Here is a 22,699-nt window from a genome sequence, read left to right as displayed (position 1 = left end):
TTGGCGAGGGGCGTGCGCGCGGGTGCGGCGGACGGAAACGAGCGGTCAGTCGGCCTGTCCGGCGGGGGCCTGGTCGGCGTCGGCCCGCAGACCGGTGGACTCGGTGAAGGCGCGCCGGTAGGCGGCCGGTGACACGCCGACGACGCGGTTGAAGTTGCGGCGCAAGGTCGTCGCCGTCCCCATGCCGACCTGGGCGGCGATGTGCTCGATGCTCTCGTCGGTGGTCTCCAGCAGTTCCTGTGCGCGACGGATGCGCTGGGCGAGCAGCCACTGAAGGGGGCTGGTGCCGGTGAGCGCGATGAACTGGCGGCTGAAGTGGCGCGGGCTCATGTTCGCCCGGCGGGCGAGCTCGGCGACCGTGACCGGTTCGTCGAGCCGCTCCCTCGTCCGGTCGAGCAGGGCGGACAGTCCGTACCGGTCGCCGACGGAGCCCTGGCCGTCGCTCCCGGGCAGCGGGGTGGCGATGAACTGCGCCTGTCCGCCCGCCCGGTGCGGAGCCGCCACGAGCCGTCGGGCCAGGGTGTTGGCCATGACCACGCCGTGGTCGCTGCGGACCATGTGCAGGCAGAGGTCGATCCCGGCGGCCTGGCCCGCGGAGGTGAGCACGTCGCCGTCGTCGATGTACAGCACACCGGGGTCCACCTCGACCTCCGGATACCGCTCGGCCAGCCGTCCGGTGTACATCCAGTGGGTGGTCGCGCGCCGCCCGTCGAGCAGTCCGGCGGCGGCCAGCACGAAGGCCCCGGTGCAGATGGAGGCGACCCGCGCGCCCCGGTCGTGCGCCGCTCGTACGGCGGCCACCAGGTCGGCGGGCGGCCGCTCCATGGCCTCGTCACAGGCCGGGACGATCACCGTGTCCGCCTTCATCAGGTCGTCCAGCGTGTGCGCCGCCTCGGAGCGCAGCCAGCCCCCGACATTGGCCCCGGGGGAGGCACAGACGGCCAGCTCGTAGCCGGCCCCGGCCGCCTCCGGATTTCCGGGTCCGAAGATCGTGCAGGGGATGGACAGCTCGAACAGAGGCATCCCGTCGGTCACGGCCAGCGCCACAGAGGTCATGGCACGAATTGTACGCTCGATGTCCTTTCGGCCGGTTGAGGAGACCGCCGGCCCGCGTCAGGGTCGTAGACATGAGCAATCCGACAGCACACACGTACCGGGGGACCCGCGGCGAGGACACACGGCTCTCCGGGGCCGCCGGCCGTGCCTGGCTGGCGATCGCCCTGGGTGTCGCGGCCGTCGGCTGGGGCGCGAACCAGTTCGCCCCGCTGCTGTTGATGTACCGCTCGGAACTGGGCGTCGCGACGACCACGGTGGAGGCGACCTACGCCCTCTACGCGGTCGGACTGATCCCCGGGCTGCTCCTCGGCGGCCCCTTCTCCGACCGGTACGGCCGCCGTCGGGTGCTCGTACCGGCGCTGATCATCTCGGCGCTCGCCAGCGGACTGCTGATGCTGGCCGGATCGGGGCTGAGCTGGCTGTTCGTCGGACGGCTGGTCGCCGGCGCCGCCAGTGGGGCGGCCTTCAGCTCGGGCACCGCGTGGATCAAGGAACTCACCGTCAGCGGTTCCGGTCAGGACGAGCACACCGGCGCCCGCCGCGCGACGATCGGGATGACCACCGGCTTCGCCGTGGGTCCGCTGATCGCGGGACTGCTGGCGCAGCTGGCACCGAACCCGGTGGTCAGCTCCTACCTGCCGCATGTGGCACTCACCCTCGCGGCCGTTCCCTTCGTGCTGCGGACCCCCGAGGTGCACCGGCCGAACGAGGAGGCCAGGCTCTGGTCCCCGCTGCGGCTGCCCGAGGCGAGCAGCCGCCGGTTCTGGAGCGTCATCGCGCCGCTGGCGCCCTGGGTGTTCGGCGCGTCCTCGATCGCCCTGGCCTACCTTCCCGGTCTGGTGCTGGACCGGCTCGGCGACAACGCGCTGATGTTCAGCGCGGTCGTGACCATGCTGACCATGGTCGCGGGCATCGCCGTACAGCCCCTGGCGCGTCGGGTCAACCACCCGGACAAGCCCCGTCTGATCGCCACCTCGCTCAGCATCGTGGTGGCCGGACTGCTGCTCGGCGCGCTGGCCGCGACGACCGTGCACTGGTGGCTCGTCGGCATCGCCGCGCTGGTGCTAGGCGCCGGCTACGGCTGCTGCCTGGTGTGCGGCCTGATGGAGGTGCAGCGCATGGCGAGCGCCGAGAACCTGGGCCGGCTGACCGCGATCTTCCAGGCGTTCGCCTATCTCGGCTTCGGGGCGCCGTATCTGCTGGCCGTGATCGAGCACGTGGTGCCGGCCTCGGAGCTGCTGTTGCTGACCGCCGTGCCGGCGGTGCTCACCCTCGCCTGGACCACCTACCGGGCCGCGCACGGGCCGGACCCGGCGAAACGGCGCAAAACGACCGCATCCGGCTCCGCGGTGCGGGGGTAGTGGCACCGGATGGCCGTCTTTCCGCGAACCGATCACAGCAGTGAGGTGACCGACTTGAGCACGAGTCCGATATGCAGGTGCCGGCCCGGTGGAACGGTGTGGCTCACGGGGCTGCCGAGTTCGGGCAAGACGACGATCGCGATGTCGGTCGCGGACCGGCTGCGGGAGGAGCATCGCAGGGTGGAGACGCTGGACGGGGACGAGATCCGCGGCTCGCTCTCGGAGGGGCTGGGTTTCTCCCGGCAGGACCGGGACAGCAACGTGCGGCGCACCGGACTGGTGGCGGAGATCCTCGCCCGAAACGACGTTCTGGTCCTGGTGCCGGTGATCGCCCCCTACGCGGACAGCCGCGAGGCGGTGCGCGAGCGCCACGAGCGCAGTGGGACGCCCTATCTGGAGGTGTACGTCGCCACCCCCTCCCGGGTGTGTGCCGACCGCGACGTGAAGGGCCTGTACGCGCGGCAGGCGGCCGGTGAGTTATCCGGCCTGACCGGTGTCGACGACCCCTACGAGGAACCGGCGAGCCCCGATCTGGTGCTGGAGACACACCGTCAGGACATCCAGGAGTGCACCGCCGCGCTAACGGAGCTGCTCGTCGAGAGGGGGCTCGCCCGATGACCACCACGACGACACGGACGGCCGAGGACCGGACGGCGGACGGCGCCGGCCTCCACACGCTGACGCACCTGGACATCCTGGAGGCGGAGGCGGTGCACATCTTCCGGGAGGTGGCCGGGGAGCTGGAGCGCCCGGTGATCCTCTTCTCGGGCGGCAAGGACTCCGCCGTGATGCTGCACCTGGCGCTCAAGGCGTTCGCGCCCGCGCCGCTGCCCTTCGGGCTGCTCCATGTGGACACCGGACACAACTTCCCCGAGGTGCTGGAGTACCGGGACCGCACCGTGGAGGAACACGGACTGCGGCTGCGGGTGGCCCACGTGCAGGACTTCATCGACTCCGGTGAGCTGCGTGAGCGCCCGGACGGGACCCGCAACCCCCTCCAGACCGTGCCGCTGCTGCACGCCATCGGCGAGGGCCGCCACGACGCGGTGTTCGGCGGCGGACGCCGGGACGAGGAGAAGGCGCGCGCCAAGGAGCGGGTGTTCTCGCTGCGCGACGAGTTCGGCGGCTGGGATCCGCGCCGGCAGCGGCCGGAGCTGTGGCAGCTGTACAACGGCCGGTGCTCCCCCGGCGAACACACGCGGGTCTTCCCGCTGTCGAACTGGACCGAGCTCGACGTGTGGCAGTACATCGCGCGCGAGAGGATCGAACTGCCGGCGATCTACTACGCGCATGAACGATTCCTCTTCTTCCGCGACGGCATGTGGCTCGCCCCCGGTGAGTGGGGCGGCCCCAAGGAGGGCGAACGGACCGCGACCCGCCGGGTGCGCTACCGCACCGTGGGCGACATGTCCTGCACCGGAGCGGTCGACTCGGACGCCGACACCGTCGAGCGGGTCATCGAGGAGATCGCCGTGGCCCGGCTGACCGAGCGCGGCGCCACCCGGGCCGACGACAAGATGTCCGAGGCCGCCATGGAGGACCGCAAGCGCGAGGGGTACTTCTAGCCATGACCGTCGACACACTTCGGTTCGCCACCGCGGGCTCCGTCGACGACGGCAAGTCCACCCTGGTCGGACGACTGATGCACGACTCCAAGTCGGTCCTCGCCGACCAGCTGGAAGCCGTCGAACACGCCTCCCGCACCCGCGGCAAGGACACTCCGGACCTCGCGCTGCTCACCGACGGCCTGCGCGCCGAGCGGGAGCAGGGCATCACCATCGACGTCGCCCACCGTTATTTCGCCACCCCGCGCCGCCGGTTCATCCTGGCCGACACACCGGGGCATGTGCAGTACACCCGCAACATGGTCACCGGCGCCTCGACCGCCGAGCTGGCCGTCGTCCTGGTGGACGCGCGGGCCGGCGTGGTCGAGCAGACGCGCCGGCACGCCGCGGTGGCCGCGCTGCTGCGGGTCCCGCACGTGGTGCTGGCCGTCAACAAGATGGACCTGGTCGACCACGACGAGACGGTCTTCGGCCGCGTCGCCGAGGAGTTCGGTGCCTACGCCGCCTCTCTCGGGGTCCCCGAGATCACCGCCGTTCCCATCTCCGCGCTGCACGGCGACAACGTGGTGACCGCCTCGCCGAACATGCCCTGGTACGGCGGCCCGACGGTGCTCGGGCACCTGGAGAGCGTGGACGTCGACCACGACCCGAGGCGCGAGGTGGCCCGGTTCCCGGTCCAGTACGTCATCCCCGCGGCCCCCGAGGAGCCCTCCGGCCGCGGCTGCGCGGGCCAGGTGGCCTCCGGTGTGCTGCGGGTGGGCCAGCCCGTGACGGTCCTGCCGAGTGGGCGCCGCAGCACCATCGCCGGCCTCGACGTACTCGGCCGGTCCGTCGACCTGGTCCGGGCTCCCCAGTCGGTCACCGTCCGGCTGACCGACGATCCGGACGTCTCCCGCGGTGACATGATCGTGCCCGAGGACGCCTCGGTGACGCCGACGCGGAATCTGACCGCGACCGTCTGCCATCTGCACGACACCCCGCTCGAACCCGGCTCCCGGGTGCTGCTCAAGCACACGACCCGGACCGTCAGGGCCGTCGTCGAGGAGATCCCGTCCCGCCTCGCGCTGGACGACCTCTCCCAGCACCCGGCTCCCGGACACCTGGCGGCCAACGACATCGGCCGGGTGGTGCTGCGGCTGTCCGAACCGCTGCCCGTCGACCTCTACGCCGACTCACGGCGCACCGGTTCCTTCCTGCTCATCGCCCCCGACGACGGCACGACCGTCACGGCCGGGATGGTGTGCTGACCCGTCGCCACCTCCCACTTCGCCAGCCACGTTTCGCCATCTCACGCATGGGGTGATGAGCATGTCCCACTTGGTGATCTTCGACTGCGACGGCGTCCTGGTGGACAGCGAGACCCTGTCCGCCCAGGTCATGCGGACCATGGCACGGGAATACGGCGCGTCCTTCACCGGTGACTCCGCGCTCGCGTTCATCCAGGGCCGCAAGGTGGCCGAATGGACGGCCGAACTGAGCGAGATGGTCGGCCGGGAACTCCCCGAGGGCTTCGTCCCGGAATTCCGGAAACGCTGCACGGACGCGTTCGACCGGGACCTCGTCGCCATAGACGGGATCGAGGACGTGCTCACCGCGATGGATCCCCCCTTCTGCTGCGCCTCCAGCGCACCGATGCAGAAGATCCGGCACGTCCTCGGCCACACCGGGCTGCTGCGCTTCTTCCCGGAGGACCGCCTCTACAGCGCCTACGAAGTGAAGGTCTGGAAGCCGGACCCCGGTCTGTTCCTGCACGCCGCCGCGCGGCACGGCGTCGCACCGGAACGGTGCGCGGTCGTGGAGGACAGCGCACCGGGCGTACGGGCGGGGATACGCGCGGGGATGACGGTCTTCGCCTACGCGCCGGACGGAGCCCCGGCCGTCGACGAGGCGACCGTCGACGCAGTGGCCGTCGACGAGGCGGCCGGGACCCCCGGCAGGGCCGAAGAACCCCGGAATCCCGTCACTTCGTTCACCTCCATGCGAGAGCTGCCGGCATTGCTGCGCAGATGGCGCTCGACGCTCCCCGACCACACCAGTCCCCCATTAGCACCCCTGGAAGGGATGCCCTGATGTCCGTACTGCACCGACCCCCCGACCGTGCGCCCGCCGCAGGGCCGGCCCGGGACCTCGACGGCTCCACCGGCCTGAGCGTTCTGGAAAGGCTCCAGCGGACCAACCGCTCCGCCGAGATCTGGTGGGACTCCCCGCCCCTGGACTTTCCGGCCTGGCGGGACGAGGTGCTCAGCCGTGCTCCCGGTCCGGCGGTTCGCAGGCGATGGGCCGCCCAGTTCGAGCGGTTCATGACACCGAACGACCCCGAGGGGTCCTTAGTGCGCGGGGTGACGACGAATCCGTCACTCATCGCCAAGAGCGTCCTCAACGCGCCCCAGAAGTGGTCCCGCGAGGTCCGGCGGCAGGCCACACAGCAGAAGACGTTCGACCCGGAGTCGGTGTTCCGCCTGATCTACCGCGAGGTCGTCGCGCAGTCGGCGATCGCCATGGTGCCGATGTGGCAGCAGACCGACGGCCGGTACGGCTGGGTGTCGGCCCAGCTCGACCCGCGCAGCATGTTCGACCCGGACAAGATGCTCGACGAGGCGCTCACCCTGGCCCAGCAGAGCCCCAACGTAATGGTCAAGGTGCCGGGCACGCCCGCGGGGTACGAGGTGATCAGGGAACTGGTCGCCAGGGCCGTCTCGATCAACAACACGCTCACCTACACGGTGCCGCAGTTCCTGGCCTGCGTTCGCGCGGTGGAGGACGGACTCGCGGCGGCGCAGCGGGCCGGCATCGGCACCGACCGCTGGCGTGCGGTGATCACACACATGATCGGCCGCTACGGCTCGAACGGCGACCTGCTCAAGGACGCCGAGGAGGTCGGTGTCGAGCTCGGTCCGCTGGACGTGCGCTGGGCGGAGGTCGCGGTGCTGAAGCGGATCCAGCAGATCCTCGGGACCCGTCACCACCCGGTGAAGATGCTGCTGTCCAGCCTGGAGGTCGAGGACCCGCGCGTCGGCACGGACGTGGTGAGCATGCATCTGGAGCAGACGGCCGGGGCGGACATCGCCTACACCTGCAAGCCGGCCTTCGTCGAGGCGACCATGCGACGCGAGGAGGACCTGGTCGGCTTCGCCCCGGACGCGATCGACCAGCCGGTGCCCCCGGACGTCCTGGCCCGGCTCAACCGGCTGCCGTACTTCCGGCGGGCCGTCGAACCGGACGGTATGCGGCCCGAGCAGTTCGCCGATCACGGCGCCTTCGTCACCACCCGATCCGAGGTGAACCAGAACACGCGCCGGCTGATCGACTTCATAGAGCACCACATCGACGAACTGCCCGTGTCCGTGCGGAACGCCGGGTACGCGGGCGGACGCCGCTCCTGACCAGCCCACCGACAGGAAGGAAGGACGGACAGATGTCCCTGGACCATCCGGACCGCGAGAAGCCGCTCATCATGGTGGTGGGCTGCGGCGACCTGGCCGCGCGGCTGCTCAGCATGCTGCTGCACACACCGGACACCAACCGGGTCGTGCTGACCGGCCGGGACGTGGAGAAGATGACCAGGACGGTGAACCTCGCGCGGTTCACCGCGACGAACCTCGGTCTGATCCCGGAGGTGAGCGTCGAACGGATCGACCTCGACGACATCGCCGCGACCGCCGGGACTCTGGCGCGGGTGCGGCCGGACATCGTCTTCATGGCGGCGTCCCTGCAGTCGTGGCGGATCATCACGAAGCTGCCCAAGGAGCACTTCGAGGCGCTGGACGAGGCCCAGTTCGGCCCCTGGCTGCCCATGCACCTGACGCTGAACCACCGCCTCGCGGCGGCGGTCCGCGAATCCGGCACCTCACCGAAGGTGCTCAACGCGGCCTTCCCGGACGCGGTCGGCCCGATCCTGGACAAGGTCGGGCTGGCCCCCACGGCGGGCATCGGCAACGTCGCCAACATCATCCCGGCGCTGACCTTCGGCTACGCCATTGAGGCGGGCGTCGATCCGTCGTCGGTGGAACTGCGCCTGGTCGCCCAGCACTACTTCAGCCACTACGTCCCCCGGTTCGGCAACGAGGGCAACGGGCGCTACCACATGTCGGCGACCGCGCACGGCAAGCCTCTCGACGACATTCCGCACGGGGAGGTCTTCGCGCACCTCAGCGGCCGGCTGCGCAGGCTCGGCGGAGACGCCGGCCAATTGCTCACCGCCTCCTCGGCGATGCGCATCCTGCACGCGATGGCGACCGACAGCGGTGTGCGGGCCCACGCCCCCGCCCCGAACGGGCTGCCCGGCGGCTACCCGGTGCGGGTCGGCCGGGACGGCCCGGCCCTGGATCTGCCGGACGGGATGCCGGTGGACACCGCCGTCGCGATCAACGAGGAGTGCCAGCGGGCGGACGGCATCGACCGTATCGACGACGACGGGACGGTGACCTTCGCCGAACGCGAGATGTCGATCATGAAGAGGCTCCTCGGCTACGAGTGCCGGACCATGCCGCTGGCGGAGTCCGCGGACTGGGCCGAGGAGCTCGACGCCAAGTACCGCGCGTACGCGGCGCGCGTCACCGGCTGAGCCGGCTACCGATGCGCGGCCCGTCCCCGAACGACCGCACCCCTGACCTGTTCCACCTCACCCCCATCGGAGACGAGATGACCACCCAGCAGCTCGGCAGTGAGATAGAGATCCCCTACGAGGACTCGTACAACGAGAACCTCACCCCCGGCGAGGACTTCGCGCGCTGCGTCGCGTCGAGGACCGACGAGGACGAGGTCGTCGTCCCGTTCCACGCCTACCTCCCCGCGTCCTTCCCCCTGTTGAAGACCCGGCCCCGCTACATGGTCCGGCACCTGCTCAAGGTGGGCCGGGTCCGCGAGGGACACGGCGACTACCTGGAGGAGTTCACCCGGGTGGATGTGGCACCGAGCGGCATCGCGTACAAGGCGACGCCGGAGTCCACCTTCGGCTCGGCCCTGCGGACGGCCGGCTTCACCGACGTGGAGATGGCGCTGAACGTGCCCGTGGAGTTCGTCCGCAAGCCCGGATTACTGGCCAGCTTCATCGACTACCGCATGTTCGTCCGCATGTGGACCCAGGAGAACGAGATCCTGCTGTACGGCAGCAAGGACGGCGCCGTCGAGGGCCTGCTCAACATGAAGGGCCTGCGCACCCAGTCCGGCCGTGGGGACGTCTTCCGGGCACTGTCCCTCGCCGCGTGCGAGGTCGAGGAGACCGGCGGCTCCTGCGACGGCATCGTCATCCACCCGGAGCTGTACTGGCTCGCCGCGGAGAACGGGTTCCTGGAGAGGTTCAAGAGTGCGGGCGTCACCGTGTCGCGCACCCGCATGATGCCCCGGGGCAGCGCGCTGCTCGGCGACTTCCGCGCGGGCGCGACCCTGCTCAATCCCAACGTCTCCACGCTCACGCTCAGCAAGGACCCGCAGGCGGCGGACCGGCGGATCATCACCGCGCGCACCAGGATGGGACTCGCGGTGCACGTTCCCCAGCACTTCGTCCTCCACCACCACGAGGAGGACTGAGCGGTGCCCGCCGGCAAGCCGCAGATCCTGTACATCACGGGCATGATGCGCTGTGGCAGCACCTTCGTCGGCAACGTCCTCAACGAACTGCCGGGCGCGGTGCACATCGGTGAGCGGTACTTCCTGTGGAAGAACGCACTCCTGCGGGACGGTACGAACTCCTTGTGCGGCTGCGGACTGGACCTGCTGAAGTGCGAGGTGTGGTCCGGTCATCTCGGCGAGGTGGACGACCGAAAGGCCCGACGGCTGTGGGGACTTCAGGAACGTCACCTGCGGACGCGTCACACCGCCGCGCGCCTGGCGGAGTCGCGCGGACGCAGGGACGCCCCGGCCGAGGTGGGTGAACTCAGTGACGCGATCGCCGCGGTCCATCACGGCATCACGGCCGCGAACGGCCCGGGGCTGATCATCGACAGTTCGAAGAACGCGGCGGACGCGGCGGTGCTCGCCCGGCGTCAGGACCTCGACGTCCGGCTGCTGCACATCGTGCGCGACCCGCGGGCCACCGTGTCGTCGTACCTGTCGCCGAAGCAGTACCTGGAGCGGATGAGTGCGGCGAGGACCCTGTCCTACTGGGCGGGATTCAACCTGGCGTCGGAGGCCGTGGGCCGGTCACTGGGCGGCGGACGGTATCTGCGGATCCGCTACGAGGACTTCGTCCGGCGGCCACGCGCGGTCACCGGGAAGATCGCCCGGTTCACGGGACACGAGGATATCTCGGCGATCGGGTTCGACGAGGACTCCTCCGTCCTGCTCGGCACCAACCACACCATCACCGGCAACCCCGACCGCCTGCAACAGGGCCGCGTGGAGATCAAGCGCCACGAGCCCTGGCGCGACAGCATGTCGCGGCCCGGGAAGCTGGCGGCCTTCGCCGGGGTGGCGCCCCTGATGCTCAGGTACGGCTATCACGGCTAGTCGTGCGAAGCCGCGCGGCGAACGCCTCGTGGGACCGCTCGTCGAAGAGGACGAACCTGACCTCTTCGACGGCGGTCCGCGTGCTCCGTACCGTCTCCACCGCGATCCTCGCCGCATCGTCCATCGGCCAGCCGTAGATCCCGGCGGACACGGCGGGGAACGCGACCGTACGGGCGCCCAGCTCGTCGGCGACACGCAGGGACGCGCGATAGCAGGACGCCAACAGCTCGGAGCGATCCTCCTGTTGGCTGTACCGCGGACCGACCGTGTGGATCACCCAGCGGGCGTCCAGCTCACCCGCGGTCGTCGCGACGGCCTGGCCGGTGGGGAGGCCCTTGCCGTAGTGACCGGCCCGGAGTCTGCGGCAGTCCGCGAGGATCGCCGGACCGCCCCGCCGGTGGATGGCCCCGTCGACCCCGCCGCCGCCCAGCAGCGAGGAGTTGGCCGCGTTGACGATCGCGTCGGCGCTGACGCGGGTGATGTCGCCCTGGGTGAGGGTGAGGGCGGTCATGTCTGACGGAGCCTCCTCCAGACCGCCTTCGCCGCGTTGTGGCCCGACATGCCGTGCACGCCGGGGCCGGGCGGGGTGGCCGAGGAGCAGATGAAGACGGCCGGGTGCGGAGTGCCGTAGGGGAACAGCGAGAGCTTGGGCCGCAGCAGGATCTGGAGGCCGGCGACCGCGCCGGAGCCGATGTCGCCGCCGACGTAGTTGGCGTTGCGGGTGGCGAGTTCGGGCGGGCCGGCGGTCGCGCGGGCGAGGACGCGGTCGCGGAAGCCCGGGGCGAAACGCTCCAGTTGGCGTTCGATGGCGTCGGTGAGGTCTCCGGTCCAGCCGTTGGGGACATGGCCGTACGCCCAGAAGACCTGCTTGCCCTCCGGAGCCCGGCCGGGATCGACGACACCGGGCTGGACCGTGATCATGAACGGCTTGTCGGGTGCCCGGCCCTCGCGGGACACGGCCCGCAGGGCGGTGCCGATCTCGGCGGTGCTCGCTCCGATCTGCACGGTGGTCGTGCGGTGGGCCTCCGGGGCGGTCCAGGGCACGGGGCCGTCCAGGGCGTAGTCGACCTTGAAGACGCCGGGGCCGTACCGGTAGCCCGCGTAGTGGCTGCCGAAGCCGGCGATGCGGGCCAGGGCGGTGGGCGAGGTGTCGAAGACGTAGGCGCGGGCGGGCGGCAGGTCGTCGAGGCGCTTGACCTCGTAGTCGGTGTGGATCGTGCCGCCGAGGTCCTTGAGGTAGTCGGCGAGCGCGTCCGAGATGGACTGCGAGCCGCCGCGGGCCACGGGCCAGCCGCGGGCGTGCGCGGCGAGCGCGAAGACGAGGCCGATGGCGCCGGTGGCGAAGCCGCCGAGCGGGGCCATGACATGCGCGACGAGCCCGGCGAACAGGGTCCTGGCCCGCTCGTCGCGGAAGCGGCGCATCAGCCAGGTCGACGGGGGCAGCCCGACAAGGCCGAAGCGGGCGAGGGTGACCGGGTCGCGGGGCAGCGCGGTCAGCGGCAGGGACATGAAGTCCCTGACCAGGGTGTCCCACTTGGGCAGGAAGGGCGCCACCAGCCTGCGGTACGTGCCCGCGTCGCGCGGCCCGAAGGAGGCGGCCGTCTCGCCGACCGAGCGGGCCAGGACGGCGGCGGTGCCGTCGGGGAAGGGGTGCGCCATGGGCAGGTCCGCGTGCAGCCACTGGAGGCCGTAGCGCTCCAGGGGCAGCGCGCGGAAGGCGGGCGAGTTGATGCCCAGCGGGTGGGCGGCGGAGCAGGGGTCGTGCCGGAAGCCGGGGAGGGTGAGCTCCTCGGTGCGGGCTCCCCCGCCGACGGTGTCGCGGGCCTCGAAGACGGCCACGGAGAAGCCGCGGCGGGCCAGCTCCACGGCAGCCGTCAGCCCGTTCGGCCCCGCTCCCACCACGACCACATCGAGCATCGACGGCACCTCGGACCCCTTCGTCAGCCGGTGGCCAGTTGAGATCAGGATATGACGGAGTACCGACAGCCCCGCCCCGGGAGCCGTCTCTTTCCGGGGCGGGGCCCTCACCAGGGCCCGCCGCGGCCTACTGTGCCCGCAGCAGCTCCGTCACCCGGCGGGCCGTCGCCTCGTCCCGGGCGGCGGTGAACGGCAGGGCGTTGTGGCCGGTGATGCGGAAGGGCTCGCCCGCCCGGGTCAGGTGGGTGCCGCCCGCCTCCTCGACCAGGAGGATGCCCGCCGCGTGGTCCCAGGCCGCCTCCCAGGAGAAGGCGGTCGCGTCCGACTCGCCGCGGGCGACGGCGAGATACTCCAGGCCCGCCGAGCCGCACGGGCGCGGTGCGACACCCTCGGTGCGCAGGCCGAGCAGGGCGCGCTTCTCGTCGTCGGTCGTGTAGTCCGGGTGGGAGGTGGCCACGCGCAGGTCACGCCCCGGTTCCGGGGAGCCGGAGCGCAGCCGCTCGCCGTCGAGGAACGCGCCCTGGCCGCGCACCGCCGTGGCCATCCGGTCGGGTACGGCGGCGTAGGTCCACGAGGCCCGCAGGACGCCGCCCTGGGCGAGCGCGACCAGGGTGCAGAAGCCGGGGTCGCCGTGCACGAACTGCCGGGTGCCGTCCACGGGGTCGACTATCCAGACCGGGGCGTCCCCCTGTATCGCCTCGTAGGACACCGGGTTGGCGTGCACCGCCTCCTCGCCGACCACGACCGAGCCGGGCAGCAGGGCGGCGAGCACCTCGGTCAGGTACAGCTCGGCCTTGCGGTCGGCGTCGGTCACCAGGTCGTGCGGCGCGGTCTTCTGCTCGACCTCGTGCGCGGCGAGCCGGCGGAAGCGCGGCATGATCTCCGCCGCGGCCGCCTTGCGCACGGCTTCCTCCACGTCCGTGGCGTGCCGGGCGAGAAACTCGTCGATGGTTTCCTTGTTCTCGATCATGACTCCATGAGAGCACGCGTCACTGACAATCCCCACCCGTCCGGTGCACAGCCGATGGAATCGCCGTGAATCGTGGATTCGGGGACCGTCGGCCGGGGCGGCCGCGTCAGCGTCCTACCGCGTACCCCTGCATGCCCCGGGGATTCGCCGCCGCCGACAGGATCCCGGTCCGCGGGTCCCGTGCGACCGCGCACAGCCGCCCTTCCGACCAGGGCGGGCCCACGGTCACCTCGTGCCCGCGCCGGCGCAGCTCCGCCGCGATGCCCGGGTCCATGCGGGCCTCGACGGTGACGCTGCCCGGCCGCATGCCGCGCGGGTAGAAGGAGCCGGGGAAGCTGTCGTTGTGCCAGTTCGGGGCGTCGATGGCGCCCTGGAGGTCGAGACCGCCGCGGACCCGGGCGCGCAGCGCGACGGCGAGGAAGAAGTGCAGCTGCCACTGGTCCTGCTGGTCCCCGCCGGGCGTACCGAACGCCATGACCGGGATCCCGTCGCGCAGCGCGATCGAGGGTGTGAGGGTGGTGCGGGGGCGGCGCCCCGGGGTGAGCGAGTTCGGCAGGCCCTCCTCCAGCCAGGTCATCTGGAGCCGGGTGCCGAGCGGAAAGCCCAGCTCGGGCACGACGGGGTTGGACTGGAGCCAGCCGCCGCTGGGGGTGGCGGCGACCATGTTGCCCCAGCGGTCGACGACGTCGAGGTGGCAGGTGTCGCCCCGGGTGGAGCCGTCGGCGGCGACGTCCGGCTCACCGGGCACGGGTGAGGCCGGCAGCTTGGCGACCGTCGGCTCCCCCGCCCCCATCGCGGCCGTCGGCTCCCCGGCGCCCAGGGGGTCGAACCCGGGCTCGCCCGTCGCCACCAGGTCCGCGTGGGCGCTCAGCCGCGCGGTGCGGCCGCCGGGGCTGCCGGGCCGCAGCTCGTGGGAGGCCTTGTCCCCGACGAGCTCGCGCCGCCCCGCGTTGTACTCCGCGGACAGCAGCTCGTCGAGCGGCACCTCGGCCGCGTCGCCGTACCAGGCCTCGCGGTCGGCCATGGCCAGCTTGCAGCCCTCGACCAGCAGGTGGACGTAGTCGGCCGACCCGTACTCGGGCAGTTCGGGCGGGAGCAGGGCCAGCTGCTGGAGGAGGACCGGGCCCTGGCTCCAGGGGCCGGCCTTGCACACGGTCCAGCCGTTCCAGTCGTACGTCGCCGGCGCCTCGTAGGTGGCGGACCAGCCGGCCAGGTCGGCGGCCGTGAGCGTGCCGGTGTGGCGCTCGCCGCTGGTGTCCATGGTGGGCCGCCGGGCCTGCCGCACCAGCGCCTCGGCGATGAAGCCGGTGCGCCACACCTCCCGGGCGGCCTCGATCTGCGCCTCCCGGTCGCCCGCCCCGGCGACCTCGGCGAGCAGCCGCTTCCAGGTGGCGGCGAGGGTGGGATTGCGCAGCAGCTCGCCGGGGCGGGGCGCCTTCCCTCCGGGCAGGTACACGTCCGCCGACGTGGTCCACTCCGTCTCGAACAGCTCCCGTACCGTCTCGACGGTCACGCCGACGTTCTCCACGGGCGCGTGCCCGTGCTCGGCGTACCCGACGGCGTACTTCAGGACGTCGGCGAGCGGCTTGGTGCCGTGGTCCCTCAGGAGCAGCATCCAGGCGTCGAAGGCACCGGGGACGGCGGCGGCGAGGGGTCCGGTGCCGGGGACGAGGTCCAGCCCCAGCCCCTTGTAGTGCGCGACGGTCGCCCCGGCGGGCGCCACACCCTGCCCGCACAGCACCCGCACCTCACCACCCGCCGGAGCGAGCAGGATGGGCACCTCGCCCGCCGGCCCGTTGAGGTGCGGCTCGACGACGTGCAGCACGAAGGCACCCGCCACCGCCGCGTCATAGGCGTTGCCCCCGTCCTCCAGCACCGCCATCGCCGACTGCGAGGCCAGCCAGTGCGTGGAGGACACCATGCCGAAGGTGCCCTGGAGAGTGGGTCGGGTGGTGAACACGGCAGGCTCCTCACAGCACGGCGACGATCGGATGATCGTACGCAGCCGTACCCAGCGGTTCGCGCCCGTACGCGGCGCCGCAGGCAGCGGTACGCGGCTACCGCCGACGCCCGCCCACCGTGAGCAGATGCCCGCTCACGCCCAGCAGCGACGGCTCGGACTCGACGTGCCGGCTCGCCGCCAGCACGGCTTCCCGGCGCTCCGGGTCGTCCAGCCAGTCCTCGACACCGCCCATCAGCCAGGCGGCGCCCTCGACACCGTACTGGCCGTCGACGGCGAGGCCGGCCTCGCCGAACTCGGTGACGACCTCGTCCGGCCGGGCGAAGTACGCGCGGGTGAACAGGCCGCCCTCGTAGAAGCGGTGCCGGCCGTCCCTCAGGGTGGCGTCGGTCCGCTCGCGATGGACCGCTTCGAAGTACCGCTCCTTACGCAGCAGGTCGTGCAGTTGCGCGAACCGGTTGATGGTGGCCGCGACCACCGGTCCGCCCGGCCCGGCCACCCGGCGCGCCTCGGCCAACGCCCGTACCCTGTCGGCCCGTTCGTGCAGGTGGTACAGCGGTCCGAGCAGCAGGACCACGTCGTACGCGGCGTCGGCGGCGGCCAGGTCGCGCGCGTCCCCGAGGCGCGCGGTCACTCCCGGCAGACGGGACGCCTGTTCGACGTGGAGCGGTACGGGATCGACGAGGTCGACCTCGTATCCGTCCTCCGCGAGCCACGCGGCGTGGATGCCGCTGCCGCCGCCGACGTCCAGCACCCGGGCGGGCGTCGGCGGCAGTAAGCGCCGCAGTACGTCCTGCGTACGCCAGAACTCCAGTCGCCCGGCGGAGGCGCCGCCCTCTCTGAGGCGGGCGTCCTCCTCGCCCCGGGAGTAGTAGGCGAGGATCTCCTCATGCACCTGTGGTGTCGTCTCTGTCATCACTCCAGACTGCTGATCGCCGGCCGCGGCGGGCAACGGTTTATCCACCGCCCCGTGCCGTCACCAACCCCGACTCATAGGCGAACACCACCAGTTGGGCCCGGTCGCGGGCGCCGAGTTTCGTCATCGCGCGGCTGATGTGTGTCTTGGCCGTGAACGGGCTGATGACCATGTGCGCGGCGATCTCCTCGTTGGTCAGCCCCCGTGCCGCCAGCGCGGTCACCTCGCGTTCGCGGCGGGTGAGGCATTCCAGGCCGGGGGCGGTGGTCCGGTCCGGGGGGCGGGAGACGAACTCGCCGATCAGGGTGCGGGTGACCGACGGGGACAGCAGCGCCTCGCCGCGGGCGACGACCTCGATGGCCTGGAGGAGGTCGGCCGGCTCGGTGTCCTTCAGCAGGAAGCCGCTCGCGCCGGCCCGCAGTGCCTCGAAGACGTACTCGTCGAGGCCGTAGTTGGTGAGGATCACGACCCGGACGGCGGCCAGGGCGGGGTCCGCGGCGATCCGGCGGGTCGCCTCGATGCCCGTCATGACCGGCATCTGGACGTCGATCAGCGCGATGTCGGGCACCCGGGCGCGCACCAGCTCCACGCCCCGTTCCCCGTCCGGCGCCTCCCCGACGACCTCGATGCCGTCCTCGGCGTCGAGCAGGGCCCGGAACCCGGCGCGCATCAGCGCCTGGTCGTCCACGAGTGCCACGGTGATCATCCGGCCTCCCCCCGCGGCAGTTCGGCCCGTACCGAGAAGCCGCCCTCGGGGCGGGGGCCCGTGTGCAGGGTGCCGCCGAGGGCCGTGACGCGTTCGCGCATGCCGGTGAGGCCGATGCCGGGCTCCGGCGGGCGGTCCGGGTCGGCGGTGCCGTCGTCGTCCACCCGTATCGTCACGTCGTCGCCGTAGGCGAGTTCGACCCGCACCTTCGCCCCGCCCGCGTGCCGTGCCGCGTTCGTCAGCGCCTCCTGGACGATCCGGTACACGGCCCGGTCGAGGGTGGCGGGCAGGGACTTTTCCTCGCCAGTCACCATCAGGTCGACCGTGAGGCCCGCCGCCCGCGCCCGCTCCACGAGCAGCGCGGGGGTGCCGGTCGGTTCGTCGGTACGCAGGATCTCCAGCGTGGCGCGCAGTTCGCGCATCGCCTCGCCGCCGGCCTCCTGGATGGCGAGCAGCGCGGGCGGCACCTCCTCGCCGCGCTTGCGGGCCAGGTGCACCGCGACGCCCGCCTGGAGTTTGACGATGGAGATGCTGTGGGTGAGCGAGTCGTGCAACTCCCGGGCTATGCGCAGACGTTCCTCCCCGGCGCGGCGCAGGGCGGCCTCCTCGCGGGTGCGTTCGGCCTCCAGGGCGCGTTGTTCGGTCTGGCGCAGGTAGGCCTGCCAGTTGCGGTCGGCCAGCCCCGTCACCACCGCGCACAGGAACCAGCCCGCGAGCAGGGCCGCCCTCTCGGCCACCTCCCCGTTCGTCGGGTCCGTCGCCACGAACGCCGCCAGGTACACCCCGCCCGCCCCGGCCGCCCATCCCCGGTGTCCCACGCGGGAGGCGGTGTGCATGGCGGCGAGGACGGGCAGCGCGGCGACCGGTCCCGGGTGCGCGTGCAGGACGTACGCGGCGCCGGTCGCCGTGGCCACGGCCAGCACCGCCCGAGGGGCCGCGCGGTAGAAGGCCAGGGCGGCCGCGCCCAGCACGATCAGCGCGTGGTCGACGGCGGTCGTGTCGCCGTCGAACGCGGCCGTGGTCACGACGAGGGCGCCGACCACGACCGCGAGGGCCGCGTCGGCGAACCGCCCGCGTGCGACCTGGTCGACGACGTGTCCGCTCATGCACGCACGGTAGCTCCCCGCACCGACCCCCGCGTCAGCCCTGTGGACAACTCCCGCGCTACTCCCCACGCAGTAGTGCGCGACCGGTCCCGGCCCGCCGGCGCAGCCTCAACTGCCTTCGGCGGTACGACGACCCCACCCGGCCCGGAAGCGCACGCTGCTGTGCATGTCCACATCCTTCCGCTTCACCGAACCCCTGCCGCCCAAGTCGGCCACCGGTCGCGTCGCCGAGGTGTACGAGCAGATCGCCCGCGACTTCGGCATCGCCGAACCGGCCACCTTCGTCGTCCTGTCCTCGGCCCCCGAACTCCTCGCCCCGACCTGGGCGTTGATGCGCGAGTCGCTGATCGCGGGCCCGGGCGGCCGTACCGGCAAGGAGCTCGCGGCGCTCGGGGTGTCGCGTGCCAACCAGTGCCCGTTCTGCGTGGACGCGCACACCGTGCTGCTGCACGCCACCGGCGACCACGCCCTCGCCGAGCGCATCGCCCGCGGGGAGCGCCCGGAGAACGAGGAGCACGCGCGTGTGCTCGACTGGGGAGAGCACACGCGCGTGCCGGGCGCCGACCTGGAGCCGTATCCGTTCCCGCGTGAGCACGCGCCCGGCTATCTGGGGACCGCGCTCGCCTTCCACTTCATCAACCGGATCGTGTCGGCCCTGCTCACCGAGCAGCTGCTGCCGGCGGGCGCCCAGCGGTTCAGGACGGTACGCAGCCTGACGGGCCGCACCCTCGCCCGGGCCGTACGGCGTCCCGCCCGGCCCGGTGAGGCGCTCGCGCTGCTGGACCTCCCCGACGCCGGCGAGGCCCCCGCGTGGGCGTGCGGCACGGCCGTGGGCCCGGCGTACGCGGCGCTGCTCAGGGCGGCCATGGCGGGCGCCGGCCTGCTCGACGGCGACGAGCCGGACCTCGTGGAGGACACCCTCCAGAGCTGGGACGGCGCCCATCCGCCGCTCACCCTCGACGGGTTCCCGGACCGCCGGGAGCGTCCCGGCGCCCGCCTCGCGCTGCTGGCGGCGCTCGCGCCGTACCGGATCACGGCCGAGGACGTGGCGGCCTGGCGGCGGCCGGAGCACACCGACCACTGTCTGGTGCACCTGGTGGCGTACGGGGCGTTCCTCGCCGTGGACCGTATCGAGTCCGCCCTCCCCCGCCCCCTCACGCGGACATACACGGACACACGGCGCATCAATCAGTGGGCACAGTGACGGGCCAGGTACGGAGCGAGTTGACACTTTCGCCCCACAGGGAGTCGTGTGACACTGGCGTCCCGTCCGCAGTGCGGACCATCTCCGCACCGTCCCCCACGAAAAGTGCGCCGTGCGTCCTCTCTCCTTGCCGCTCGCCCTCACCGCGCGTCTGTCCCCGGTCGTCGTGCTCGCCGTGTCGGGATGGGCGCTGACCTCCGGACCGGCCGACACCTCGGCCGCCGGCCCCAAGGACGAGCAACGCACCGGGACGCAGTCCGCCTCCGCCCCGGCGACGTCGGCCGCCTCGAAGACGTACGCGGCCGCACCCGCACCCTGCGACGCCGTCGCCGAGAAGTCGGTCAAGTCGCTGGTGCCGGGCGCCAAGACGGCCGGCAAGGAGATCCCGTCGACGGACTCGAAGCTGCGCCGCACCTGCTCCTGGAACGCGCTCAAGGGCTACGACTACCGCTGGCTCGACGTCTCCTACGAGATCATGGAGTCGGACGAGGCGGCACAGAAGTCCTACAAGGAGACCGTCACCGAGAAGAGCGGCGGCGGTGCCGTCCCCGGTCTCGGCGACTCGGCGTACTCGGTCGTGAACCTCACCACCGAGGACAAGCAACAGACCCGTGAGGGCGTGGTGGTGACCCTGGCGTCCAACGCGCTGGTGACGATCACGTACAACGGCAGCGACTTCGAGTCGAAGAAGGCGCCCAGCACGGACGAGATCAACAAGGGCGCCATCAAGGCCGCCAAGGAGGCGGTGGCGGCGCTGGAGGACGGCCCGAAGAGCTGACCGTCCCCCACCGCACGGCTTCTCAGGCCGCGATGCCCTCCTGGTCCCTGCCCTTCGGCAGCATCAGCGCGACGTACAGCAGCAGGGAGGTGGCCAGGCCCACCGCCCAGCCGTAGTCGGCCAGCGGCTTGAGGAACGGAATGAGTCCGTCGGCCGGGAACGGCCCGGTCTTCGTGCCGTCGGCGCCCACGCCCGAGTAGGACCCACCGACCGCGAGGAGACCGCCGACCACGAAGGCGGCGATGGCCCGCCAGTTCCAGCCGTTGGCGTACCAGTAGCGCCCGCCGGGCGTGTACAGGTCCGCGACGTGCAGGACCGTGCGGCGGATGATCCAGTAGTCGGCGATGAGGATGCCCGCGACCGTGCCGAGCAGACCGCCGACCACGCCGAGCCAGGTGAAGATGTAGAACTCGGGCGTGGAGATCAGTTCCCACGGGAAGATCAGGATGCCGAGGACACCCGTGATCAGCGCGCCCGTACGGAAGTTGATGAGCTTCGGGGCCAGGTTGGCCAGGTCGTATGCCGGGGAGACCACATTCGCCGCGATGTTCACGGAGACGGTGGCGACGAGCACGACGACGAGCGCGAAGAGCAGCCCGAAGGCGTTGTCCGTCTTGGCCGCCAGCTCGACCGGGTCCCAGATCGCCGTGCCGTAGACGACCTCGGAGCCGGAGGTGACCAGCACGGCGAGGACCGCGAAGAGCGTCATGGTCGTGGGGAGACCGAGGGACTGCCCCCAGGTCTGCGCCTTCTGGCTGGCGCCGAAGCGTGTGAAGTCGGGGATGTTGAGGGACAAAGTGGCCCAGAAGCCGATCATTCCCATGAGGGACGGGAAGAAGACCGGCCAGAAGTCGGGTCCCCAGCCGAGCTTCGAGGGCTGGTCGAGGAGCGCGCCGAAGCCGTCGGCCTTGACGGCGATCCAGATCAGCAGGACCAGGGCGCCGACGATCACGAAGGGCGCGGCCCAGTTCTCGAAGTGCCTCAGGAAGTCCATGCCGCGGTAGATGATCGCGATCTGCACGGCCCAGAAGAGCAGGAAGCACAGCCACAGCGGCCACGGGTTGCCGGCGATCTTCCCGGCGTTCTCCCAGTGGCCGCCGGTGAGCTTGGAGCCCAGCGCGAAGATGCCGCTGCCGCCGATCCAGGTCTGGATGCCGAACCAGCCGCAGGCCACGGCCGCCCGGATCAGCGCCGGGATGTTGGCGCCGCGCAGCCCGAAGGAGGCCCGGGCCAGGACCGGGAAGGGAATGCCGTACTTGGGTCCCGCGTGCCCGGTGGCCAGCATCGGCAGCAGCACGATGATGTTGGCCAGGGCGATGGTGAACACGGCCTGCTTCCAGTCCATCCCGAGCGCGACCAGGCCGGAGGCCAGGGTCCAGCTGGGGATGCAGTGGGCCATGGAGATCCACAGGGCCGCGAAGTTGTACGTCGTCCACTTGCGCTCGGAGACCGGTACGGGACGCAGGTCCTCGTTGGCGAAGGGGCTGTCGGCGGGGAAGGCCTCGGGGCTGAGGTCGATCCGGCCGGCGGCGTCGGCGGACTGCGGTATCGGCGACCCCGTGGGGACTGTTTCGGTCATGAGCAGGCCAATCGATCAGGACGGGACGGGACAGGCCGTGCGGGGCCTCGGTTCCTCCCTCCCCGGAACGGCGGGGAGGGAGGCGACAAGGTGTGGGGGGTCGCGGGGGTGGTCAGGCGTTGAGGGCGGGGATGACCTTCGAGCCGTAGGCGTCGATCACGGCTTCCTGAGCGTCGTGCATGTCGTACACGGCGAACTGGTCCACGCCCAGTTCGCGCAACGCGTTCAGCTTCTCGATGTGCCTCTCGACCGGCCCGATGAGGCAGAACCGGTCCACGATCTCGTCGGGCACGAACTGGGTGTCGGGGTTGCCGCTGCGCCCGTGGTGGGAGTAGTCGTACCCCTCACGGGCCTTGATGTAGTCGGTGAGTTCGTCGGGGACCTGAGCCGAGTGCTCGCCGTACTTCGACACCAGGTCGGCCACGTGGTTGCCGACCATGCCGCCGAACCAGCGGCACTGCTCGCGCGCGTGGGCGAGCGCCTCGGGCGAGTCGTCCTCGGTGACATAGGCGGGGGCCGCCACGCAGATCGTCACCTCCGACGGATCGCGCCCGGCGGCGACGGCCGCGTCCTTGACCGCCTTCACCATGTACTCGGTGAGGTACAGGTCGGCGAGCTGGAGGATGAACCCGTCGGCCTCCTCGCCGGTCATCTTCAGCGCCTTGGGGCCGTACGCGGCCATCCAGACGGGGAGTTCGGCGTCCTCCTTGGTCCAGGGGAACTTCACGACCGTGCCGCCGAGGTCGGCCTCCTGCCCCGAGCCGAGGGCGCGGATGACCTTCATGGCCTCGCTGATGCGGGCGAGGGTGTTCGGTGTGCGGCCCGCGACGCGCATCGCGGAGTCGCCGCGGCCGATGCCGCACACCGTGCGGTTGCCGAACATGTCGTTGAGGGTGGCGAAGGTGGAGGCGGTGACCTCCCAGGTACGGGTACCCGGGTTGGTGACCATCGGGCCGACCTTCAGCTTCGCGGTGTTGGCCAGGATCTGGCTGTAGATCACGAACGGTTCCTGCCAGAGCACGGCGGAGTCGAAGGTCCAGCCGTAGGTGAAACCGTTGCGCTCGGCCCGCTTCATCAGGCTGACGACCTTGGAGGCCGGCGGGTCGGTCTGGAGCACGAGTCCGAAGTCCATGG

21 protein-coding genes are annotated in these 22,699 nt (G+C 71.6%); 11 read left to right on the top strand and 10 right to left on the bottom strand.

What is annotated here, in order from left to right:
* Positions 1 to 45: 45 nt before the first annotated feature.
* Positions 46 to 1,056, bottom strand: a complete 1,011-nt coding sequence (locus SLINC_RS36265) for a helix-turn-helix domain-containing protein (protein WP_067442482.1) — start codon at positions 1,054 to 1,056, stop codon at positions 46 to 48.
* 71 nt (positions 1,057 to 1,127) lie between these two features.
* On the opposite strand from SLINC_RS36265, the gene SLINC_RS36260 reads away from it, so the two are divergent.
* The 9 genes from SLINC_RS36260 (at position 1,128) to SLINC_RS36220 (ending at position 10,429) form a co-directional block, all read left to right on the top strand.
* On the top strand, positions 1,128 to 2,417 hold the full coding sequence (locus SLINC_RS36260) for an MFS transporter (RefSeq protein WP_067442480.1): 1,290 nt from the start codon (positions 1,128 to 1,130) through the stop codon (positions 2,415 to 2,417).
* A gap of 96 nt (positions 2,418 to 2,513) precedes the next feature.
* The gene (gene cysC / locus SLINC_RS36255) at positions 2,514 to 3,035 is read left to right on the top strand and encodes an adenylyl-sulfate kinase (RefSeq protein WP_310736496.1); all 522 of its coding nucleotides are present in this window, start codon (positions 2,514 to 2,516) and stop codon (positions 3,033 to 3,035) included.
* Positions 3,032 to 3,982: a sulfate adenylyltransferase subunit CysD gene (cysD, locus tag SLINC_RS36250; protein WP_067442478.1), complete on the top strand. Its 951-nt coding sequence runs from the start codon at positions 3,032 to 3,034 to the stop codon at positions 3,980 to 3,982. Before cysC ends, cysD begins: the two co-directional genes overlap by 4 nt.
* A gap of 2 nt (positions 3,983 to 3,984) precedes the next feature.
* Positions 3,985 to 5,229, top strand: a complete 1,245-nt coding sequence (locus SLINC_RS36245; RefSeq protein ID WP_067442476.1) for a sulfate adenylyltransferase subunit 1 — start codon at positions 3,985 to 3,987, stop codon at positions 5,227 to 5,229.
* A 61-nt stretch (positions 5,230 to 5,290) separates the two neighbouring features.
* Entirely contained in the window at positions 5,291 to 6,052 is a 762-nt protein-coding gene (locus SLINC_RS36240; RefSeq protein ID WP_067442474.1) for an HAD family hydrolase, read from the top strand.
* The gene (locus SLINC_RS36235; RefSeq protein ID WP_067442471.1) at positions 6,052 to 7,365 is read left to right on the top strand and encodes a transaldolase family protein; all 1,314 of its coding nucleotides are present in this window, start codon (positions 6,052 to 6,054) and stop codon (positions 7,363 to 7,365) included. The genes SLINC_RS36240 and SLINC_RS36235 overlap by 1 nt, the downstream gene beginning before the upstream one ends.
* Positions 7,366 to 7,397: 32 nt before the next feature.
* A complete protein-coding gene (locus SLINC_RS36230; RefSeq protein WP_067442469.1) occupies positions 7,398 to 8,546 on the top strand; it encodes a hypothetical protein in 1,149 nt (382 codons plus the stop codon).
* A gap of 11 nt (positions 8,547 to 8,557) precedes the next feature.
* Complete coding sequence (locus tag SLINC_RS36225; RefSeq protein WP_225988432.1) at positions 8,558 to 9,511, top strand: family 3 encapsulin nanocompartment shell protein; 954 nt, start codon at positions 8,558 to 8,560, stop codon at positions 9,509 to 9,511.
* A gap of 3 nt (positions 9,512 to 9,514) precedes the next feature.
* The gene (locus SLINC_RS36220; protein WP_079164908.1) at positions 9,515 to 10,429 is read left to right on the top strand and encodes a sulfotransferase; all 915 of its coding nucleotides are present in this window, start codon (positions 9,515 to 9,517) and stop codon (positions 10,427 to 10,429) included.
* Here the strand turns inward: SLINC_RS36220 and SLINC_RS36215 are convergent.
* The 7 genes from SLINC_RS36215 to SLINC_RS36185 form a co-directional block, all read right to left on the bottom strand.
* The gene (locus SLINC_RS36215; protein WP_067442467.1) at positions 10,407 to 10,940 is read right to left on the bottom strand and encodes an O-acetyl-ADP-ribose deacetylase; all 534 of its coding nucleotides are present in this window, start codon (positions 10,938 to 10,940) and stop codon (positions 10,407 to 10,409) included. The two genes, SLINC_RS36220 and SLINC_RS36215, sit on opposite strands and share 23 nt — an antisense overlap.
* Complete coding sequence (locus SLINC_RS36210) at positions 10,937 to 12,346, bottom strand: phytoene desaturase family protein (RefSeq protein ID WP_067442465.1); 1,410 nt, start codon at positions 12,344 to 12,346, stop codon at positions 10,937 to 10,939. Before SLINC_RS36210 ends, SLINC_RS36215 begins: the two co-directional genes overlap by 4 nt.
* Before the next feature lie 127 nt (positions 12,347 to 12,473).
* Positions 12,474 to 13,316: an inositol monophosphatase family protein gene (locus SLINC_RS36205; protein ID WP_067442463.1), complete on the bottom strand. Its 843-nt coding sequence runs from the start codon at positions 13,314 to 13,316 to the stop codon at positions 12,474 to 12,476.
* 106 nt (positions 13,317 to 13,422) lie between these two features.
* Entirely contained in the window at positions 13,423 to 15,276 is a 1,854-nt protein-coding gene (locus SLINC_RS36200; protein ID WP_067442461.1) for a gamma-glutamyltransferase family protein, read from the bottom strand.
* 97 nt (positions 15,277 to 15,373) lie between these two features.
* Complete coding sequence (locus SLINC_RS36195) at positions 15,374 to 16,192, bottom strand: class I SAM-dependent methyltransferase (protein WP_067442459.1); 819 nt, start codon at positions 16,190 to 16,192, stop codon at positions 15,374 to 15,376.
* 40 nt (positions 16,193 to 16,232) lie between these two features.
* Positions 16,233 to 16,898, bottom strand: a complete 666-nt coding sequence (locus SLINC_RS36190; RefSeq protein WP_067442457.1) for a response regulator — start codon at positions 16,896 to 16,898, stop codon at positions 16,233 to 16,235.
* On the bottom strand, positions 16,895 to 18,004 hold the full coding sequence (locus SLINC_RS36185) for a sensor histidine kinase (RefSeq protein ID WP_067442455.1): 1,110 nt from the start codon (positions 18,002 to 18,004) through the stop codon (positions 16,895 to 16,897). The genes SLINC_RS36190 and SLINC_RS36185 overlap by 4 nt, the downstream gene beginning before the upstream one ends.
* A gap of 166 nt (positions 18,005 to 18,170) precedes the next feature.
* Between SLINC_RS36185 and SLINC_RS36180 the strand changes: the two genes are divergently transcribed.
* Both SLINC_RS36180 and SLINC_RS36175 read left to right on the top strand, forming a co-directional pair.
* Complete coding sequence (locus SLINC_RS36180) at positions 18,171 to 19,208, top strand: carboxymuconolactone decarboxylase family protein (RefSeq protein WP_067442453.1); 1,038 nt, start codon at positions 18,171 to 18,173, stop codon at positions 19,206 to 19,208.
* 112 nt (positions 19,209 to 19,320) lie between these two features.
* Entirely contained in the window at positions 19,321 to 19,986 is a 666-nt protein-coding gene (locus tag SLINC_RS36175; protein WP_067442451.1) for a hypothetical protein, read from the top strand.
* Positions 19,987 to 20,008: 22 nt separating this feature from the next.
* Here SLINC_RS36175 and SLINC_RS36170 read toward each other — a convergent pair whose 3' ends face one another.
* Positions 20,009 to 21,565, bottom strand: a complete 1,557-nt coding sequence (locus SLINC_RS36170) for an NCS1 family nucleobase:cation symporter-1 (RefSeq protein WP_067442449.1) — start codon at positions 21,563 to 21,565, stop codon at positions 20,009 to 20,011.
* Between the two features lie 112 nt (positions 21,566 to 21,677).
* A complete protein-coding gene (locus tag SLINC_RS36165) occupies positions 21,678 to 22,697 on the bottom strand; it encodes a TIGR03842 family LLM class F420-dependent oxidoreductase (RefSeq protein WP_067442447.1) in 1,020 nt (339 codons plus the stop codon).
* Positions 22,698 to 22,699 lie beyond the last annotated feature (2 nt).

The organism is Streptomyces lincolnensis (assembly GCF_001685355.1).
Classification (GTDB): Bacteria; Actinomycetota; Actinomycetes; order Streptomycetales; family Streptomycetaceae; genus Streptomyces; species Streptomyces lincolnensis.
Note: the sequence above shows the minus strand (reverse complement) of the source record. Positions and strands in the feature narration are given on the sequence as shown.

Bases quoted from the DNA above. Each gene is read 5' to 3' on its own strand.
- cysD (WP_067442478.1), top strand. From the start codon at position 3,032: ATGACCACCACGACGACACGGACGGCCGAGGACCGGACGGCGGACGGC.
- SLINC_RS36245 (WP_067442476.1), top strand. From the start codon at position 3,985: ATGACCGTCGACACACTTCGGTTCGCCACCGCGGGCTCCGTCGACGAC.
- SLINC_RS36265 (WP_067442482.1), bottom strand. From the start codon at position 1,056: ATGACCTCTGTGGCGCTGGCCGTGACCGACGGGATGCCTCTGTTCGAG.
- SLINC_RS36195 (WP_067442459.1), bottom strand. From the start codon at position 16,192: ATGACAGAGACGACACCACAGGTGCATGAGGAGATCCTCGCCTACTAC.
- SLINC_RS36230 (WP_067442469.1), top strand. From the start codon at position 7,398: ATGTCCCTGGACCATCCGGACCGCGAGAAGCCGCTCATCATGGTGGTG.
- SLINC_RS36190 (WP_067442457.1), bottom strand. From the start codon at position 16,898: ATGATCACCGTGGCACTCGTGGACGACCAGGCGCTGATGCGCGCCGGG.
- SLINC_RS36180 (WP_067442453.1), top strand. From the start codon at position 18,171: ATGTCCACATCCTTCCGCTTCACCGAACCCCTGCCGCCCAAGTCGGCC.
- SLINC_RS36185 (WP_067442455.1), bottom strand. From the start codon at position 18,004: ATGAGCGGACACGTCGTCGACCAGGTCGCACGCGGGCGGTTCGCCGAC.
- SLINC_RS36215 (WP_067442467.1), bottom strand. From the start codon at position 10,940: ATGACCGCCCTCACCCTCACCCAGGGCGACATCACCCGCGTCAGCGCC.
- SLINC_RS36210 (WP_067442465.1), bottom strand. From the start codon at position 12,346: ATGCTCGATGTGGTCGTGGTGGGAGCGGGGCCGAACGGGCTGACGGCT.
- SLINC_RS36165 (WP_067442447.1), bottom strand. From the start codon at position 22,697: ATGGACTTCGGACTCGTGCTCCAGACCGACCCGCCGGCCTCCAAGGTC.
- SLINC_RS36225 (WP_225988432.1), top strand. From the start codon at position 8,558: ATGCGCGGCCCGTCCCCGAACGACCGCACCCCTGACCTGTTCCACCTC.
- SLINC_RS36240 (WP_067442474.1), top strand. From the start codon at position 5,291: ATGTCCCACTTGGTGATCTTCGACTGCGACGGCGTCCTGGTGGACAGC.
- SLINC_RS36235 (WP_067442471.1), top strand. From the start codon at position 6,052: ATGTCCGTACTGCACCGACCCCCCGACCGTGCGCCCGCCGCAGGGCCG.
- SLINC_RS36260 (WP_067442480.1), top strand. From the start codon at position 1,128: ATGAGCAATCCGACAGCACACACGTACCGGGGGACCCGCGGCGAGGAC.
- SLINC_RS36170 (WP_067442449.1), bottom strand. From the start codon at position 21,565: ATGACCGAAACAGTCCCCACGGGGTCGCCGATACCGCAGTCCGCCGAC.
- SLINC_RS36205 (WP_067442463.1), bottom strand. From the start codon at position 13,316: ATGATCGAGAACAAGGAAACCATCGACGAGTTTCTCGCCCGGCACGCC.